This is a genomic window from Bacillus sp. BR3(2024) (assembly GCF_039134555.1).
Taxonomy (GTDB): domain Bacteria; phylum Bacillota; class Bacilli; order Bacillales; family Bacillaceae_G; genus Bacillus_A; species Bacillus_A cereus.
The window spans coordinates 2,253,599-2,272,805 of sequence record NZ_CP152433.1; the positions used below are offsets into that span (position 1 = coordinate 2,253,599).

Here is a 19,207-nt window from a genome sequence, read left to right on the forward strand (position 1 = left end):
TTTTTGAGAATTAACTTAGACAAGTTTTTTGAAAGTTTTGTCCTGTATCGTATATTATGCTGTGCTTCTACTAAGAGATACGGCTTGTATACTAGTAAATAAATATAATTATTATGCGTTTTATAAGTTAGGTTCTTATAAGTAATTAAGTGGTTAAGGTTGGATTTTGTATATGGTATGTTTATGTTAAAAAAGAGAGCTCTTTTAGAAAGAGCTCTTAATCAAATTATTATCTTAGTGTTGGAGGGAACTGGCGGCCTCAGTGACAGATGGTAGAAATAATTTACGTGGTATTGTAATAAATTCAAGTGCAATTTGCTTTGGATAAAAAAGTATTTGAGTTAAATCTAGAGCATGTATTAATAGTATCATGAAGCTTGTAAGAATGATAAAACTACCCCAAAAGAAACTTTTTGAAGTGTTGCGGAAATCTTTTATTAAAGAAAAGAATGAAAAAAATGCGGTAACAATGAGAATAAAAAATTTATACTTATCAGCCATTGTGATCCTCCTAAAGAACAGTAATTTATATTATATCGTATTTTTCAATATTATTATAAAAAGATTTTAAAGTGAATAATAAGAAAAAAATAAAGCCATAACTTAAAATCTTAGTTTAGGTTCTATTGTTTGAATTCTTTGTTTTAGAAGGTATAAAATCTGAAATTGAAAATTTTCCAAATGAACTACCATTTTTTATTTCTGATCCAACATCAAGTGCTTAATGAAATGGTATGAAAGATTATAGGCTAGTGATACGAGATTAAATAAGAGGAATTTCCGTGCAGCAAGAGTTCTAGCTCAGATTTCTACTAGAGAAAAGTATTTAGTTGGAGTTGGTATGTTAATAAAAAACGGATGGATGTCGAAACTAAATATTCATGACATTAAGGACAAAGATCAGGAAATATAATTTGGTATTCTGGGAATAACCGGAGATCCGTAGTTAAGGTTGCATAGTATTTGTATTTTTTTTCTAATTTTTCAATTGTTGTTAAGTGATGAGAACCTAATCCGCGTCGTACACTATGTTGAGAAAGAGTAGGCCCGATTTGTAATTTTCGTTTTTTCATTGCATCGTTCCATGGACTATAAAAAAATTTAAAAATAAAAGCAGGTTCCATGTAAATGCTATAAGGATAATGCGAACCATGTCTCCCGACTCTATAGTTCCCGTGCGAATTATTGTGAATTAATCTACCGTTAAGATATAGTTGGTTTGGATTAGGTTGAATTATTATGCCGTGATAACGTTGTTTAACAAGCGGAGAGCTATATCTTGGATTAGTGTAGCCATGAGTCGGTTCATCAATCATCATAATCATTCTTATTGAAAACATATTGCCGCCCATAGTGTTAAGTGATTTGAAAAATTGTTCTTTATTATAACAGCACAGGAATTCTGTCGTATTCAATACCATTTTCCATCCTGTAATTTCTCTTTCAATTTCCATAACTTCTTGATCAACTAAATAAGCATCAAATTCGAATGATTTTGAGTTTCGTATTTCCCAATTAGGAGCGAATGTTTTACAGATTTCAACTGAACGATCAGTGGATCCACGGTTAATAAGAATGCCATGATCAAATAGCTTTGTATGGTGCATTAACCACCACGGAAGTAAATATTCTTCATTGTAAAAATGAGAAATTAAAGTAGTCTTAATCAAAATCACCTCCGTATTTAACCTGCTTCTTATTTAATATAATATGGAAGGAAACCTATTGTTAGAAGGTTTCCTCTTAAAAGTTTTAAACCACATAGGGTATGTGGATGGATTAGTATGTAAAGTAGTCTGAATGATAAAGAGTGGTATTAAAAAGTACAAAATCTAAAATGAGCATCGAATTAGTGTATAACGATTGAAACGGCACTGAAAACTAATAAAACAGCCATAATGATGTTAAATAATTGATTATGTTTTAATAAAAGTTTTTGGAACATGGAACCAAAAAGGCTCCAACTAAATGTACTCAGTAAACCGACTATACTTAGAAATAATGAGAAAAGTAGAAAACTTGAATATGAATTGTAGTAAGGGAGTATAAAAGTAGAGACTACTGTGAGTCCGAATAATATTCCTTTAGGGTTAATAAATTGAAGGAAAATACCCACTGTAAATAAGTTTTTATTATTTTTTTCATTGTGACCGGCACCGCCTTTACTAGTAATTATTTTAAAGGCTAAATATAGCATATACGCGACACCTAAAATTTTTAAAGGAAATTCAATTATAGGGATAATATTAATTAATACAATATTAAAGAAACTGCATAAAGAAGTGAGGATGAAAAAACCGAATGCCACTCCAAAGCAAAAGTTTATGCTTCTCTTTAATCCATGTTGATTTGCGTATGTCATAGCTAAGAAATTGTTGGGACCAGGTGTGAAGCTACTTATAAATACAAATAACAAAAAAGAAAATATAGGCATTTCAAAACCCCCTATTTTTTGTGTGTTATAATGACCGAAAAGAACAATATAACGTGTGCTTTTTATTATACATAACGGTCGTTATATTGTATACAGTGTAGGAGTGTTTTTTATGGAAGAAATTCAACTTATTCTGGCAAAAAATTTAAAATCAATACGTGAAAAAGAAAAATTAAGTTTAGAAAAGGTCTCTCAATTAACAGGTGTAAGTAAAACAATGATTGGACAGATAGAAAGAGGAGATTCAAGCCCGACACTAACAACAATATGGAAAATTGCTAATGGTTTGAAAGTATCATTTACCTCTTTAATTAATAATCCACAGCCTGATACGAAAGTAGTTTTACGAAATGATGTTCAAGTATTGTCTGAAGACAATGGGAGATATAAGGTGTATCCCTCATTTCCTTTCCAAGATAATAGGAATTTTGAAATCTATATGGTTGAAATTGATACAGAAGGGAAATTAAGTTCAGAAGCGCATAAAGAAGGAACAGAAGAGTTTATAACGGTATTTGAAGGGAAATTGACAATAGACATAAACGATTGTCAATATACGTTAAATAATGGAGACTCAATTCGCTTTAAGGCGGATAGACCGCATACTTATACTAATTCAGGAAGAACATTAACGCGGTTAAGTATGACTATTTATTATCCAGCTTTATAAGCTGGCAATAATATAAAGAGTAAATGTGTATTGTTAAAACCATCTATAAGAGATGGTTTTATTTTTTGAATATAAAAAAAGACACTCAATTGAGTGTCAATATAGTATTGCTCTCGCGTATAGGATTGGAGATGTTCCTCAAATACATATTGAGATGGTCTGTAAAGAAGAAACGATCTTCATCTTTAATGTAACACCGACATGGGGGAAGTGTAAATTGATAATATATATACGGAAAATTTAGTATAGATGTTTTCTACTATGGATATAGTACAATTTATTTTTATTACGTCATCACTCTCGTAATATTTACCAATTGAGTATTTAGATTGTTTATTATAAAAAGAATGAATCATTTTTTAATCAATTCGTATAATTGTAAGAGAGGCACCTGTTGATCCACCTCCAACTAAATTCACGACAGATAATATACCAAATAATTGTAGTGAAATTGTATTACCAGCATTTAAATTAGTAATTAAATTATTACTATAATTTGAAGTTGATAAAGCGGGAGAAAAAATAGAGCCAGGAATTGGCGTAGAAGCGTTTAATAGTAGTCTAGTTCCAGCAAGTAGAGCGGTTGTCGTATTAACTTGATAGGTTAAATGATATCTTCCAGTTACAGGAATTGTAAATACGTCATTTGAAGCGTTAACTGTAAAATTACCAAGACTTTGGTTATTTGAAAGTGGAATGTTTGTTCCTCCTAATATGACTGAAACAGGACCACCTGATGTATTATTAGCGAACATAGAGTTTGTTGTAACGATAGACCCAGTACTTCCGGTAGGCCCAGTACTTCCGGTAGGCCCAGTACTTCCGGTAGATCCAGTACTCCCGGTAAGCCCAGTACTTCCAGTAGGCCCCGTAGGTCCAGTAAGCCTGTAAGGGAAAATAATGTCAAGGGCCATTGACATTATTTCTTTTTTTCTAATTTCATTATTATCTTGAATATAAATCACCTCATCTTTTTAAATAAGAATGTAATAGATTTAGTACTTTTTAAATAGAATGATTAATTTATTATATTAATTAAAGCGGTTATAGCAACGGTAAAATGTTTAATATATGTAATAATTCTTTGGGAAGAAAAAAGAGAATAGTTATAAAGTTATTCTTTAATGATAGGGTCATAATGATGTGTATGAATTAAAAAACATGTGGAATGAGGTATTAAATTGAAACGCAATGACAATTTATCATTGAATAAGGGGATGATAGGCCCAGAAAATATTGGACCTACATTTCCGATTCTTCCACCAATTTATATTCCAACCGGAGCAACAGGCCCGACTGGAATAACGGGGCCGACCGGAGAAACGGGGCCGACCGGAATAACAGGCCCAACCGGAGTAACAGGCCCAACCGGAATAACGGGCCCGACCGGAGCAACAGGTCCAACTGGAGAAACGGGCCCGACTGGAATAACGGGACCAACCGGAGCAACAGGCCCAACCGGAATAGCGGGCCCGACCGGAGCAACAGGTCCAACTGGAGAAACGGGACCAACCGGAGAAACGGGGCCGACCGGAGTAACAGGCCCGACTGGAATAACAGGCCCAACCGGAGCAACAGGCTCGACTGGAATAACGGGCCCGACCGGAGCAACAGGCCCAACCGGAATAACGGGCCCGACCGGAGCAACAGGTCCAACTGGAGAAACGGGCCCGACTGGAATAACGGGACCAACCGGAGAAACGGGCCCGACCGGAGTAACAGGCCCGACTGGAATAACAGGCCCAACCGGAGCAACAGGCCCGACTGGAATAACGGGACTAACCGGAGTAACCGGGCTAACCGGAGAAACGGGACCAATTGGAATAACGGGACCAACCGGAGCAACAGGTCCTACCGGGGGGATTGGCCCTATAACAACCACCAATTTGTTATATTACACTTTTGCGGATGGAGAGAAGCTTATATATACAGATGCTGACGGGATACCTCAATATGGTACAACGAATATTTTGTCTCCTAGTGAAGTTTCTTATATTAATTTGTTTGTTAATGGAATACTGCAGCCACAACCATTATATGAAGTGAGTACTGGTAAATTAACTTTATTGGATACGCAACCACCATCGCAAGGATCTTCAATTATATTACAATTTATTATTATTAATTAAAAGGACAGATCCTTAATGAAAAGGAATCTGTCCTTTTTGTTTTATATTTAAATAGTTAAAATTAAGTGAAGGTACATTCAATTTCTAGCTGTCATAAATGGTTGAATGATAGGAATTTTAACTTCAATTCTTTTCATAGTGTATTGGAATAAAATATAAAATGAATTTTTCAATATAGTATATGAGAGTTCTCTATAATACAAAGGGCTTCATGTTAAAAAAGAGAACACAATCTTAGTAAAGAAATAATGTATATTTATATGAAAAAATGGCACTGTTAATTGTTGAGTATATTCAAATTAATATGTGTATTTAAACCTAAGAGATAAACGTGGAAAAATAAAATAAACCCGTAAGTTTAGGTATTTAATCTAAGCAGTCAATTATTAAAAACATATAATTAATATGTGAGTCATGAACATAATTAAATAACGTTTTTAAGTTTAATTATATTTCATGTTTCCTATTTTAAGTCAATATATAACACATACTCTTTTACAACTTTATGATCCTTATAATAGGAAAAACTCAAATATAAAACAAGTAAGGAGGACATAAATGACAAGTAATAATTGTTTCGGTCATAACCACTGCAATAATCCGATTGTTTTCACTCCAGATTGTTGTAACAATCCACAAACAGTTCCGATTACTAGTGAGCAATTAGGTAGATTAATTACTTTACTAAACTCTTTAATTTCGGCTATTGCAGCGTTTTTTGCAAATCCAAGTGATGCAAACAGATTAGCTTTACTCAATTTGTTTACTCAACTATTGAACTTACTAAATGAATTAGCACCTTCTCCAGAAGGGAATTTCTTAAAACAATTAATTCAAAGTATTATTAATTTACTACAATCTCCTAACCCAAATCTAAGTCAATTACTTTCTTTATTACAACAATTCTACAGTGCTCTTGCACCATTCTTCTTCTCTTTAATTATTGACCCTGCAAGTTTACAACTTTTATTAAACTTATTAACTCAATTAATTGGTGCTACTCCAGGAGGCGGAGCAACAGGTCCAACAGGTCCAACAGGTCCAGGAGGTGGAGCGACAGGTCCAACAGGTCCAACAGGTCCAGGAGGCGGAGCGACAGGTCCAACAGGAGCAACAGGTCCAACAGGAGCAACAGGAGCAACAGGCCCAACAGGAGCGACAGGTCCAGCAGGTACTGGTGGAGCAACAGGTTTAACAGGAGCAACAGGCCCAACGGGAGCAACAGGTTTAACAGGAGCAACAGGTTTAACAGGAGCAACAGGCTTAACAGGAGCGACAGGTCCAACAGGAGCAACAGGCCCAACGGGAGCAACAGGTTTAACAGGAGCAACAGGCTTAACAGGAGCAACGGGTGCAACTGGTGGCGGAGCTATTATTCCGTTTGCTTCAGGTACAACACCAGCAGCGTTAGTTAATGCGTTAGTAGCTAATACAGGAACTCTTCTTGGATTTGGATTTAGTCAGCCTGGTATAGCATTAACGGGTGGAACAAGTATCACATTAGCATTAGGTGTAGGTGATTATGCATTTGTAGCACCACGAGCAGGGGTTATTACGTCATTAGCAGGTTTCTTTAGTGCAACAGCTGCATTAGCTCCATTATCACCTGTTCAAGTGCAAATACAAATATTAACTGCACCTGCAGCAAGCAATACGTTTACAGTACAAGGCGCACCTCTATTATTAACACCAGCATTTGCTTTAATAGCAATTGGTTCTACAGCATCAGGAATCATACCTGAAGCTATTCCAGTAGCGGCTGGGGACAAAATACTGTTATATGTTTCATTAACAGCAGCAAGTCCAATAGCTGCAGTTGCTGGATTTGTAAGTGCAGGTATTAATATCGTTTAATTTGTTACATTTAGTAGGAAATTAAACAGGGGTTTGTATATAGTCCTTCCTAATAAATTTAGGAAGGACTATATTTTTTTGAGAAATAAGTAATAAATCCATTGAACAATTACTCTTTGTTAAGTTCGTATAAAAAAGTATAATTTACCCTTTCTCATTTAAGGAATAAGTTATGTAACTTTAAAAGTTTCCGATCAGCAAAAAAAGATGAATTCTTTTAAAAGAATTCATCCATAAAATAAACTATTTATTTTTATTACAGTTACATCCTTTTTTCTTTACATAGCCTTGCTCGGCTAAGTCTCTTTGCGATTGAGAATTGGAAGATTGAGAGGATGCTGAAGAGCTACTATTTTTATTATAAGAGTAGTTTTTTCGATAGTTATAATTACTCATAGTACTATCACCTCCAATTTAATATATAAATATTATATGTATGTACACTATTAATTGTTACTATTTTTAATAGGAAGAGAAGATACAATAAAAAAATCTCCTTGGTATTTTCCTAGGAGATAAATGATGATTCTTTTGAAAATTTACAAATTAATAGCCCCAGTAAAGAGGAAAGTAATAAGAATCTTGGTGATACGGATTCTGTTGTTGAGCGAGGGGGTGGGTTGGATAATTTTTCATTTCACGGTTTTGATTGCAGTTTGCCGGAGGACCAATTACGGTAGTTGATTGGATAGGGGAAACCGCTTGTTTCCATTGTTGTTCATTGAGACAATAAGTATGGGCCATCATATGAGCTGGAGTTAACCTTAAAATGTCAGAACCGAAAATAACTTCTGGAGTTGGAGCATTGAAAATAGCTAATAAATGAGTATTATCTGCTGTAGCAATTTCATAATGCCACCACGCTTGTGGAATGTTGGCAACTTGCCCGGGTTTTATCGGTAAGTTTAATATTTGATTCGTAAATGGATTAAGTAAAGAAACAACAGCAGACCCTGAAATACAATAAACAAGTTCAGCTGCATTTTGATGAATATGTGGTTCTACAACATTTCCTGTACTTAAATAAATATCTAATAAAGAAGTATTTTCTAAAGTATTTAATTGTTTAATACCAAGTACATTTATATAATTTTGGGCATCTTTCCGAAAAAAATTACTTTTATTTACATCATAAGTAAAATTGGTTGAGGGGGAAGTATAGTCGATGTTGGCAGTCAATTGTATTACCCGCCTTTCTATAGGTAAGTTAGGTTACAAAATTAGGATATGTGTCTAGTCTTTGTTTTGTGCTGTTATCGGTAGCTTAATAAATTCACTTATTCCATAAAGAATAAGGTGTTAATACCAAACTATATTCGTATTCCCATTCATACTTTGGATTGATGGAAAAAAGTAATGAAAATGTTAATTTAAAATTACATCAATCATTTATAAGGAGTGAATGTTCATGTCATTTAGTGAAATGATTAGAAATGAAGTACTCAGCTGGGCGGGTGTTTCTGAAAAACCGCATCGATTTGGTGGTATTGAAATAAATTATGGTAAGAAAGAACTTGGGCATCTTCATGGTGATAGATTAGCTGATTTACCATTTCCGAAGTTAAAGCGAGATGAATTAGTGAAGCAAGGATTGGTAAAACCACATCACGTATTACCTGAATCAGGATGGATCAGTTATTATTTAAAGAGTGAAGAGGATATTCCATTTGCAATTGAGTTATTTCGTATGCAATATGATCGAATTAAAAAGTAAAGAAACAAAGTAGGATAATAAAGATTTATTTTTATGTCACATCCCTCCTTAATCGTTCGTCTTGTATGTAGAACGATTAAGGAGGGATTTTATTATGAATACATTTGATATAGCAATTGTTGGCGGTGGGCTTGCTGGATTAACAGCATCTATATATTTAGCGAAAGTTGGAAGGAAAGTGATTGTATTAGAAAAGTCCAGTCAATTCGGTGGCCGAGGGATGACTACAAATAAAAATGGAATCTGCATGAATCTTGGTGCACATGCTTTATATAGAGGCGGGGCAGCGTTTATAACTTTTAATGAGCTCGGTATGACTCTTCCAGGTGGAATACCATCTACAAAAGCACATGGAATATGGAAAGGGGATATATTCACCATCCCAACAGATTTTCGCTCAATTTTATCAACACCACTACTTTCTTGGTCTGCAAAAGTACAATTCTCACGTCTTATGATTCGTTTAGGAAATTTAGATGTAGGAGAAGTTCCGAAAATGAGTCTAACTACATGGGCAGAAAATGAAATAAAAGATCCAATGATTCGCAATATATTTTATGCGCTATGCCGGACAACAACATATACGTTTGCTCCTACAATACAATTAGCATCATCTGTACTAAAGCAAATACAGCTTTCTATAAAAGAAGGAGTGCTTTATGTAGATGGTGGTTGGAAGACGATAATAACAAAATTAAGAGCTATAGCAAATGATATCGGGGTGCAGTTTTTGGCTAAAAAGCATGTTGTGGAAATTGAGCATTCCGAAGGTAAACAAAGAATACATTGTGTTGATGATGAGGTTTTTGAAGTAGGTACAGTCATCGTGACGACTCCGCCGAAAGAGGCTTGTAAAATAATAAAAGGTGCAGAAGGAACAAGTTTGCATAAATGGGGTGAACAATCGGTACCGGTTACTGTTGGTGCATTAGATATTGGCTTGAGACAATTACCCAATCCTACACATCAATTTGTATTAGGATTAGATCAACCTATATTTTTCACAAATCAATCGAGAGCAGCTAAATTAAGTGAAGACGGATCAATTGCAGTGAGTCTAATTAAGTACCATAATCCTGTGCTAGAGATGAATCATATTCATGAAGATAAAGAACAGTTGGAAAGTACGATGGAGTTGTTACACCCAAATTGGAAAAGAGAAGTTGTTGCACAGCAATATTTACCGAAAATAACAGTAGTACATGATTTTCCTCATATTGACCGTGTTGAAAAGCCGGGTCCTAATATACCTGAAATGCCAGGTGTTTATGTTGCAGGAGATTGGGCAGGGCATGATGAAATATTAGCTGATGCTGCGGTAGCAAGCGGGAAACGTGCAGCGTTACACATTTTAAAGCAATATGAAAGTGAGGCAGTTCATCATGGAAACGGAGCAGTTATATGAAGCGTATCAACCATTATTATTTTCGTTATCATACAGAATCCTTGGGAGTGTTATGGATGCTGAGGATATCGTTCAGGATGTATTTATCTCGCTAAATAATATAGAAGATCCACAATCTATAGAAAATATGAAAGCATATTTATGTAAGATGGCGACAAATCGTTCAATTGATAAATTACGATCGGCAGCGCATAAACGTAACGTGTATGTAGGGATGTGGTTACCAGAGCCACTTGTAGAAGAGAGTGATGAGCCATCAAAGTCATTTATAATGAAAGAATCCCTTTCCACCGCATATTTATTACTTTTACAACAACTATCTGAGATAGAAAGGATTGTTTTCATATTAAGAGAGGTTTTCAGTTATGAATACGAAGAAATAGCTTCAATTGTTAATAAGAGTAGTGTGAACTGCAGGAAGATCTTTCAACGTGCACGAAAAAGTATGTTGGAGAAACCGAAGCAATCAAAATTAAGCACGGAGAAAATGGCTTCTTATGTTGAAAAGTTTGTATCATCATTACAGTGTGGGGATGCGGAAGGTATGTTAGAAGTATTAAAAACAGATGCTATACTCAAAGCTGATGGTGGCGGTAAAGTTACGACTGCGATCAATCCGATTTATTCTGCAGATCGAATTATACGTTTGTTCTTTGGGATTGCACAACGATTGACAGAAGAGTACACTGTTGATTTCAAAATGATAAATGGTATACCAGGAGTTATAGTTACAATAAATAATAAAGTAACTTATGTTCTTTCGTTTGCATTTGAGGATGAGAAGATTTCAAATATTTATATGATGGTTAATCCTGAAAAACTTATGCATTTAAATGTAAAAATATAAAAAAGCGCATTTCTTCAGAAATGCGTTTTTTATTATTTTTCTAACATTTCAAGAGGTACATCTTTTTCGCCAGCTACCTCAAATTTAATTTCCCCGTCTTCTTCATAAATACGTGTAATAATCGGTATAGTAATCATTAATTTTTTATGCTGCTTTCGTTTTCGAGCAGCATCTAAGCTAATCACGTTCATTTGTAAGCATCCTTTCTTCTGGAAATATATAAACAAAGAAAATGCGTCCGAAAAGGGCGCTTAATTGAATTTGAAATACCGATTCATTTAAATGGGGTTTATATAATTTAATAACTGCAATTTTTATATGAAATAATATGAATGGAATAATTGCACGTAGAAATTAACTTTACCAAAAAACGAAACAATATGCTATAAAAAATTATAAATCTTTGTCATATAACAGGAAAAAGGTTTTTGTTTCGCATATAATAAAAAGTAGACGGGCAGCAAGAGCTTTTTCATCATATTGCTTGGAAAGGCGATGAAAAGAATGGATACAGTAGATTCATTATTATTACAACTTGAACAATATGGAGAAGAGCATGATCGAAATAAAAAAACAAGGGAAGAAAAATTACGGAATGTTTCTCGTGAGATGGGGCAATTTTTATCAATTTTAGTAAAAGGGTGTAATGCAAAAAATATCTTAGAAATTGGAACTTCTAATGGTTATTCTACATTGTGGTTGGCTAATGCGGTAGAAGAAACAAATGGAAATGTAACAACTGTAGAGCTTTCTTCAGAACGAGTTGGAGAGGCACTTGTCAATTTTGAAAAGGCAAACCTTTTACAAAGGATTGATGTTCACAAGCAAGAAGCAGGGGCATTTTTAGATTCCCAATTAGATCATTCATTTGATTTTATTTTCCTAGATTCAGAGCGCACGCAATACATGTGGTGGTTTGAGCATATAAAACGTATGTTACAGCCAAAAGGTTTTCTTGTTGTTGATAATGCAACTTCTCATGCAAGTGAATTAGATGAGTTTATAAAAATGATTGAAGAAGATGATACGTTTGAAACAGTGTTATTAGCGTTTCAAAAGGGAGCATTTGTAGCTCGCAAAAATAAATAGAAGTGAGTGTAATAGAATTATCACATTGAAAACGGGTGAATGTCAAAAGATTGAGTGTAGCACGATTAAAAGAACGTAAATTATTTAGGAAATATATGAAGAATCCGCCTTCAGCATGTAGTTCTCTAGGTCTTAAGTCTGAGGAAAATTATGTTGATTACAGGTATACTTATAGTAAGAAACAGGGAATGACTGCATAAACAGACATTTCTAAAAAAATCGATTTCAAGCAATCAGAATGTGTATGAAATACGATATAATTGATGAAATATAGTGCATATAAATTCGCACATATAAATAAAGGAGCGATTTTGTTGACTGAACTCGAGAAAAAAGAACCTGTATCCATTGTGAAAGATAATAATGTAGAAGTAGTGGTTGATACAGTTATAAAAGATGAAGAACTTGATGAATTAAATAAAGAAGCCGATCTTTATGTACAAAAGTTAAATAGCGAGCAAAATACAGATTTATCGAAAGTATTGTCGCAGCTAGGAGATTTGGGGGATAAAGAACAACAAGCAGCAGGACAAACGTTATCAGCATTAAAACGTCCTGTCACAGCGATGATGAATGGAAAGAATGAAGAAATTCCAAATACATTGTTAGAATTACGCAAAGTAGTATCAGAGCTTGATCCGAATTCATTAAAAGCAAGTGGTATGAAGAAAATTATGTTTAAAGTATTTAAGAAAAATCCACTTGAAACATACGTGCATAAATATCAATCTATAGATAAGCAAATTGAGGAAATTATTAGATCCCTTCTAATTGGTCGTGATAACTTACAAGAGGATACAGTTGGTCTTGAAATGTTAAAAGAACAATCGCACGATAAAATTCATGCTCTTGATAAACAAGTATACTTAGGGAAAAAGCTTGCTGGCATGCTTGAAGCTGAGAAACAAAACCCAGAGCGTCAAAGGGATATTCCGTTAATTAACGATGCATTAGAAAAGATACTTGTACGTACACGTAATATGCAGCAAGCGAAAAGTGTATTATTACAATCTATAGCTTCTGTAGACATCATTAAGAAAAATAATGAAAAATTAACAGAGGCAATACGTAATGCAATTACGATGACGCAAAACGTTGTAACAGTTTCAGCTGCTATTCAGCTTGCATTAACGAATCAACGTAAAACAATTGATGCGGTAAATGCAACGAATGAAGCAATTGAATCGATGGTATTAAGTAATTCTCAAGCGTTAAAACAAAATACAGAAGAAACGACGAAATTGCTTGAAAACCCTGCTATTAGCATGGATAAATTACGTGAATCATTCCAAAATGTGTTCGCTGCAATTGAAGCATCTGAAAAATCGTCAGAACGTATTATTGAGTCAAGCAAGAAGTTCGTTATTGAACTAGACACATTTAATGATGAGATGAAGCAGAAACTCATTCAGCGTCCAAGGAAATAACGGATTATTAGAGGAGGTGAACAAATGAGTTTCATTCAAACAGTACTATTACTACTCGGTACATTGCTTTTAATAGCATTTACTGTCGTTGTTTTAGTCGTATACTTCGGGCGGAAACTGTATTTTTCATGGACGAAGCCATATAAAAGAGCGCAAGATTCTTTAGATAAGATATCAAACAAATCAATACCGTTTCTACAAGAATTTACACAACATCCACTGTTTTATCGCTGGATTCGCACCGAAGGAAAGAAAGAACAAAATACATTAAATACTCTATTTTGTGCATCAGGTCAACGTACGAGAGAGCAAGTCTTCTCGATGTTACCGAAAGAAAAGCAGAAAAAAGTGCATGTAATGGCAAAAACTACGAAAAAGCTTACGAATGAAGATATTGATGTGGCTACGATGAAAGTGAAAGATTTCTTAAGACAAGAAGCGCAGCAAACTGTAAAACCGACAGACTTATCATTTTACAAATTGTATTTTTATGACCGTTATCCAGACGCATTAAATACAATTCAAGCGTATAAACGCTCAATAAATCCTTCATTACAAAGAACGGTTGATGATATTACAATTTCAGTATTAAATGCACTTCCGTACTATCAAGAGCAACGCATGTTTGAACAACAACATAAACTTGAAACATTCTTAATGAAAGATTTAACGGCCATGTTATCGCTGGTAGTACAATTACCACCTTCACAAAGACCAGAGAAGGAAGAAGAACTGAAAATCTACTTGGAAAATTTCCAAAAAGAAATGGAAGTAGTAGAGCGAGATATTCGCGACTCAATTGATCACGATTTAAATGTGAAGATGAGAGCAGCGACTGAGAAGTTTAAGAATAAATAGAAGAGATCGCCTAAAAAGTTGAATGTTTCAGCTTTTAGGCGTTTTTTTTTTTGTAAATTGAGAGCGTTTAATCTTTTGTAAAATTGTATATGCAAACGTAAATAAATGGTAAAATATAGAGTGGTTTTTTGTACTTTGTGTAAATAATTATTATAAAAGGGGTATGGTATTGTGTTATTTGAGTTAGTCATCCTATTTGTAATTTTATTTTTATTTCTGGGCTATCCCATTAGTAAAGCTTGGGATAGTTTCCAATCGAAGAAGGAAAATTCCTCAAGTATACTAAAGTTCGAGCCACAGGAAATATTATCACTGGGTTTGAGTTATTTTATCTTTGGTTTAGGTATTATGTGGAATGCAAATGATGTAAGAGCAGGAATACCATTACATAAATTTGAAAAGAACGGAATGATGTCTGATCAATATGCTTCTTTAGCCCATGACCACATTACGATAGTAGTTCTCTTAGTTATTTTAGGTGGAGTTTCGTATTGGAAATTAACAACAGGCTTAATAAAACTTTCACCAATATTTTATATTTTTTATAGTACTTTAATGATAGTAAACATTGTATATACATTCATCTATATTACCCATACAGGCTTTGCCTTTTATACGGAACTCGGAGGATTGAGATACATTCCAGTCTTTTGTATTCAAGTTGGAATGGTTGCCTTTAGTCTATTATTCTTAGCTAAATTAAGAAATACATTAGGTTATTTCATACAATCTCAGAATGAGAAAGATTATACGCAGAGCAACAGAATTATATTATTGCTGTATCGTATTTCTTTTGGATATCAAAAAATGGCTACAGTCTGGATGATAAGTTTATTTCCTGTCTTGTTAATTGTTCAATTTATTTTAATACTGTTTGGCCAAAAACCAGATAGTTTTATAAGAGTGTTTATGGAAACAAGTAGTTTTAATTATTCTAAGATTCCTGCCCCAAGTCCTCAAATTGTCTCCGGGGATGGGCATTATTTATGTACAGTTTCTGTGAAAGGCCATAAAAACATCGTTAAGCCATTACGAGCAGGAATTAGGCATGGGGAAAGAATTACAGTTAATCGACAGTTATTAATTGCGAACGCTTTTGAAAATGTAATTGAGGAGCGGGTACCAAAATGTCATAAAGTGATTCGTAATTTTTATGATAAATACGGTTATCCAATTAGTAAACATATTAATACGAAATGGTCGGCTGATTTTGTTTATATTTTAATGAAGCCACTAGAATGGTTCTTCTTATTTGTACTTTACACAGTAGATAAAAATCCTGAGAATAGAATTCATATTCAATATAGTGAACTACGAAAATAAAAGTAAGAGCCCGCATTCAAAAAAATGGGGGCTCTTACTTTTATTTTGCTTGAATAGTAGATTTACTAGAAGCCACACTTTCATTATGCAATCGATCAACTGCAGTTACGACATAGGTATACGTTTCTCCGGAAATAGCGGTTTTATCTACATAAATTTCTCCAAGTTTTGTTTTTCTTACAGTAGTAAGTAAATTCTTGGGATTTTGTATATCCACTTCATTTTTCCCATTCACGCGGTAAATAGCGTAATAAGCAGAATCATTATCTCTATTGTCAATGATACCGATTGCAATACCTTCATCTCTTGGAATGGCGCCTTTTAAAGTCGGTTGTTTTGGTGGATCATGATCAAGCCAAGGCATAGGCGGGATTAATGCAGGATGTTTATATATGTTTTTTGAAAGTCTATCTTTAACTCCGAGTGGATTGTTATTAATATCTTTTAAGCTAAAATGCATACTACCTTTTATATCAGGATATAGCCGGTTTAATGCAATTTGTTTTGGATATTCTTCTGGATCAGACCAAGCAGGGACGGAGTTATTATTAATTTTATAGGCCGCTTGACCGATGTATAGGTGAAGCGGTTTGTTATTTGTTTCTTTAACCCACCAATCTACTAATATGTCATATGCAGCTGGGGTGAAACCTATATTCCAATATATTTGCGGTGTAATGTAGTCAATATATCCTTTTTGTATCCACTCACGTGTGTCAGCATAAAGGTCATCATAGTTTCTTTGGCCTGCGGTTGTGTTAGAGCCAGTGGGATCGTCAGCTATATTTCGCCATACGCCGAACGGACTAATGCCAAACTTTACATATGATTTTTCTTGTTTTATAGCAGTATTTAAATCTTTTACAAGTTCATTTACATTATTACGTCGCCAATCTTCTATATTTGTAAATCTACCATTATTATATGTTTCGTATGTTTTCTGATCTGGAAATTCTTCACCGGCTACTTTATATGGGTAAAAATAATCATCCATATGCAGCGCATCAATATCGTAATTTTGTACGATTTCTAAAGCGCCTTCTGTTATAAATTTTTTCACTTCCGGAATACCGGGATTGTAATATAACTTTCCGCCATAAGTGACAACCCAATCGGGATGTTGCCTTGCAGGGTGATTATTTGATAATCGATTTATATCGGTGTGATTCATCGTTATTCGGTATGGGTTAATCCAAGCGTGGAATTCTATATTTCTTTTATGAGTTTCTTCAATCATAAATGCGAGCGGGTCATAACCAGGATCTTTTCCTTGTGTTCCTGTAATGTATTCAGACCAAGGACCGTAATTTGAAGGATAGAAAGCATCAGCGGTTGGTTTAATTTGTACAACAACTGCATTCATACCAGTGCTTTTTACATCGTCTAATAATCTTATAAATTCTTGCTTCTGTTTTTCAATAGGTAAGCCAGTTTTTGAGGGCCAATCAATATTCAGAACTGATGCGATCCATACAGCACGTAATTCATGTTTTTTGTACGTAGTATTTACTTCAGCATAAGTAGAGTGAGGGGGAATGAAAGAGAAAGGGATGAACAAGATAACGATACAACATATCATTAATAAACGTTTAACGATCATTTATACGCCTCCCTATCATATGATTATTTAAAATAATATCTGAGGCGAGGTTGACCTTGCAATAGAGAAAATTGCATATTGAAACATTAATTTAATAGGAAAAATATTTTTAATGAAATTTACTTTCATTATAACTAAATTCATTTACTACTTCATATGCTTGTTAGTAAAGTGAAACTTCCTTTTATTTGAAGGGTAATAAATTATAAGTATAGGAGGATTAATAAATGAAAGTTTTGTTCGTCTGTTCTGGAGGAATGTCCAGTGCAATTGTTGTAAACGCTTTAAAAAAAGAAGCGGAGAAAAATGGTGTGAACATGGAAGTGCATGCAATTGGAACGAATGAGGTAGAGGAAGAAGTAAAGAATGGCTGGGATGTCGTAATGGTGGCACCTCAAATAAGACACCGATTTGACTCTGTAAAAAAATTTGCAGAGGAGGAATCTATTCCGTGTGGCATCATACCGCCGCAAGCATACACACCGCTTGGCGGCCCGACTTTATTAAAAACTGTAAATGAATTAATCAGTTAGGGGGAAACGTTATGAATAAGTTTGTCACGTTTCTTGATAAAAACTTATCTGGACCGATGGCAAGGCTTTCTGAGCAGAGACATTTACAAGCAATCCGTGATGGAGTTATTTCGGCGTTACCATTTATTATAGTAGGAAGCTTCTTTTTAATAGTAGCATTTCCACCACTGCCGAAAGATAGTTTTATATCAGTTTGGGCATTAAAGAATCAAACAAGTATATTGATACCATATCGTTTAACCATGTTTATTATGTCCTTATATATCGCATTTGGAATAGGATATAATTTAGCGAAAAGTTATAAATTAGATGCTTTATCAGGAGCACAGCTCGCGGTATGTTCACTACTTTTAACATTAACGCCTGAGTTAATTGATAAAAAAGGATTCATGCTTCCGATGACAAATCTCGGAGGTCATGGATTATTTGTGACGATGATTGTTTCTATTTTATCCGTAGAGATTTTAAGGTTTTGTAAGAAGAAAAATGTAATGATTAAAATGCCAGAACAAGTACCGCCATCTGTATCGCGTTCATTTGAAGCACTTATACCTGCAGCATTCGTTATTATTATAATGAGTCTAGTAACTGTCGTTTTTAGCATTGATTTACACCATGTTGTTGATAAATTAGCAGCACCATTGGTAAAAGCTGGGGATAGTTACTTCGGTGTAATGATTCCAGTGTTTTTAATTACGTTTTTTTGGTCATTCGGAATCCATGGTGTGTCGGTTGTTGGAACTGTTGCTCGGCCATTATGGGAAGTATACCTAGGGAAAAATGGTGAAGCAGTTGCTAGTGGAGCAGATCAGTTGCCATTTATTTCACCAGAGCCGTTATATCAATGGTTTATATGGATTGGCGGTTCTGGTGCGACGTTAGGGCTTGTATTAGCTATGATTGTATTTGGTCGATCGAAATATTCGAAAGCATTATCAAGAACTTGTATTGTTCCGGGTATTTTTAATATTAATGAACCAGTCATATTCGGATTACCGATTGTACTAAATCCAATTTTAATTATCCCATTTATCATTACACCACTTGTAACAGCAACTGTTGCATATTCAGCAACTGCGATGGGATTTGTAACACCAACGCATATTATGCCGCCATGGACATTACCTGCTCCAATTGGTGCATATTTAGCAACAGGTGGAGATTGGCGTGCGATTGTATTAGTTTTTATAAATATAGCAATATCGTTCCTTATTTATTTACCATTCTTTAAAATGTACGACAAAAATATGCTTGAAATTGAAAAAAATGGTGACGGGGAATCTGTTAATCCTTAATCTGCACGCTGTTATTTTGAGTGATAGAC

Annotated in this window: 20 protein-coding genes; 12 read left to right on the top strand and 8 right to left on the bottom strand. The window is 34.4% G+C overall.

Annotation, left to right across the window (positions count from 1 at the left end):
- Positions 1-234: 234 nt before the first annotated feature.
- The 3 genes from V7S45_RS11700 to V7S45_RS11710 all read right to left on the bottom strand — a co-directional run bounded on the left by V7S45_RS11700 (position 235) and on the right by V7S45_RS11710 (position 2,434).
- Entirely contained in the window at positions 235-501 is a 267-nt protein-coding gene (locus V7S45_RS11700) for a hypothetical protein (RefSeq protein WP_000774117.1), read from the bottom strand.
- Between the two features lie 386 nt (positions 502-887).
- The gene (locus V7S45_RS11705; RefSeq protein ID WP_000598280.1) at positions 888-1,670 is read right to left on the bottom strand and encodes a glycosyltransferase family 2 protein; all 783 of its coding nucleotides are present in this window, start codon (positions 1,668-1,670) and stop codon (positions 888-890) included.
- A 179-nt stretch (positions 1,671-1,849) separates the two neighbouring features.
- Positions 1,850-2,434: a LysE family transporter gene (locus tag V7S45_RS11710; protein ID WP_342761825.1), complete on the bottom strand. Its 585-nt coding sequence runs from the start codon at positions 2,432-2,434 to the stop codon at positions 1,850-1,852.
- 55 nt (positions 2,435-2,489) lie between these two features.
- Here V7S45_RS11710 and V7S45_RS11715 point away from each other — a divergent pair, with 55 nt between their 5' ends.
- Positions 2,490-3,104, top strand: a complete 615-nt coding sequence (locus tag V7S45_RS11715) for an XRE family transcriptional regulator (RefSeq protein ID WP_113732221.1) — start codon at positions 2,490-2,492, stop codon at positions 3,102-3,104.
- Positions 3,105-3,463: 359 nt separating this feature from the next.
- Here V7S45_RS11715 and V7S45_RS11720 read toward each other — a convergent pair whose 3' ends face one another.
- A complete protein-coding gene (locus V7S45_RS11720; protein WP_000639404.1) occupies positions 3,464-4,069 on the bottom strand; it encodes a collagen-like triple helix repeat-containing protein in 606 nt (201 codons plus the stop codon).
- 216 nt (positions 4,070-4,285) lie between these two features.
- Here V7S45_RS11720 and V7S45_RS11725 point away from each other — a divergent pair, with 216 nt between their 5' ends.
- Positions 4,286-5,233, top strand: a complete 948-nt coding sequence (locus V7S45_RS11725) for a DUF4183 domain-containing protein (RefSeq protein ID WP_088345779.1) — start codon at positions 4,286-4,288, stop codon at positions 5,231-5,233.
- A 558-nt stretch (positions 5,234-5,791) separates the two neighbouring features.
- Positions 5,792-7,087, top strand: coding sequence for an exosporium glycoprotein BclB-related protein (locus tag V7S45_RS11730; protein WP_088345781.1), 1,296 nt, complete (start codon positions 5,792-5,794; stop codon positions 7,085-7,087).
- Positions 7,088-7,330: 243 nt separating this feature from the next.
- Here the strand turns inward: V7S45_RS11730 and V7S45_RS11735 are convergent, their stop codons facing one another.
- A complete protein-coding gene (locus tag V7S45_RS11735; protein WP_002100980.1) occupies positions 7,331-7,483 on the bottom strand; it encodes a hypothetical protein in 153 nt (50 codons plus the stop codon).
- Between the two features lie 150 nt (positions 7,484-7,633).
- Positions 7,634-8,266 (bottom strand): cupin domain-containing protein, encoded by a 633-nt coding sequence (locus tag V7S45_RS11740; protein WP_025688142.1) that lies wholly within the window; start codon positions 8,264-8,266, stop codon positions 7,634-7,636.
- Positions 8,267-8,495: 229 nt separating this feature from the next.
- Here V7S45_RS11740 and V7S45_RS11745 point away from each other — a divergent pair, with 229 nt between their 5' ends.
- From V7S45_RS11745 to V7S45_RS11755, 3 genes are all read left to right on the top strand, one after another.
- Positions 8,496-8,801: a luciferase family protein gene (locus V7S45_RS11745; protein ID WP_025688144.1), complete on the top strand. Its 306-nt coding sequence runs from the start codon at positions 8,496-8,498 to the stop codon at positions 8,799-8,801.
- A 94-nt stretch (positions 8,802-8,895) separates the two neighbouring features.
- Positions 8,896-10,206, top strand: coding sequence for an FAD-dependent oxidoreductase (locus V7S45_RS11750; protein WP_025688146.1), 1,311 nt, complete (start codon positions 8,896-8,898; stop codon positions 10,204-10,206).
- Entirely contained in the window at positions 10,184-11,053 is an 870-nt protein-coding gene (locus tag V7S45_RS11755; protein WP_342761826.1) for a sigma-70 family RNA polymerase sigma factor, read from the top strand. Before V7S45_RS11750 ends, V7S45_RS11755 begins: the two co-directional genes overlap by 23 nt.
- 32 nt (positions 11,054-11,085) lie before the next feature.
- Here V7S45_RS11755 and V7S45_RS11760 read toward each other — a convergent pair whose 3' ends face one another.
- The gene (locus tag V7S45_RS11760; protein WP_001100984.1) at positions 11,086-11,244 is read right to left on the bottom strand and encodes a hypothetical protein; all 159 of its coding nucleotides are present in this window, start codon (positions 11,242-11,244) and stop codon (positions 11,086-11,088) included.
- A gap of 304 nt (positions 11,245-11,548) precedes the next feature.
- Between V7S45_RS11760 and V7S45_RS11765 the strand changes: the two genes are divergently transcribed.
- From V7S45_RS11765 to V7S45_RS11780, 4 genes are all read left to right on the top strand, one after another.
- Positions 11,549-12,142, top strand: a complete 594-nt coding sequence (locus V7S45_RS11765) for a class I SAM-dependent methyltransferase (RefSeq protein WP_342761827.1) — start codon at positions 11,549-11,551, stop codon at positions 12,140-12,142.
- 314 nt (positions 12,143-12,456) lie between these two features.
- Positions 12,457-13,569, top strand: coding sequence for a toxic anion resistance protein (locus V7S45_RS11770; RefSeq protein ID WP_000137402.1), 1,113 nt, complete (start codon positions 12,457-12,459; stop codon positions 13,567-13,569).
- A gap of 24 nt (positions 13,570-13,593) precedes the next feature.
- Positions 13,594-14,427, top strand: coding sequence for a DUF3974 domain-containing protein (locus tag V7S45_RS11775; RefSeq protein WP_342761828.1), 834 nt, complete (start codon positions 13,594-13,596; stop codon positions 14,425-14,427).
- 171 nt (positions 14,428-14,598) lie between these two features.
- Entirely contained in the window at positions 14,599-15,750 is a 1,152-nt protein-coding gene (locus tag V7S45_RS11780; RefSeq protein WP_088345788.1) for a DUF6688 family protein, read from the top strand.
- Positions 15,751-15,790: 40 nt separating this feature from the next.
- Here the strand turns inward: V7S45_RS11780 and V7S45_RS11785 are convergent, their stop codons facing one another.
- Entirely contained in the window at positions 15,791-17,350 is a 1,560-nt protein-coding gene (locus tag V7S45_RS11785; protein WP_025688153.1) for a family 10 glycosylhydrolase, read from the bottom strand.
- Positions 17,351-17,577: 227 nt separating this feature from the next.
- Between V7S45_RS11785 and V7S45_RS11790 the strand changes: the two genes are divergently transcribed.
- Both V7S45_RS11790 and V7S45_RS11795 read left to right on the top strand, forming a co-directional pair.
- Positions 17,578-17,883 carry a PTS sugar transporter subunit IIB gene (locus V7S45_RS11790; protein WP_000865907.1) on the top strand — a complete coding sequence of 102 codons (306 nt, stop codon included), beginning with the start codon at positions 17,578-17,580 and terminating at the stop codon, positions 17,881-17,883.
- A gap of 11 nt (positions 17,884-17,894) precedes the next feature.
- On the top strand, positions 17,895-19,178 hold the full coding sequence (locus V7S45_RS11795) for a PTS sugar transporter subunit IIC (RefSeq protein ID WP_001032280.1): 1,284 nt from the start codon (positions 17,895-17,897) through the stop codon (positions 19,176-19,178).
- Positions 19,179-19,207 lie beyond the last annotated feature (29 nt).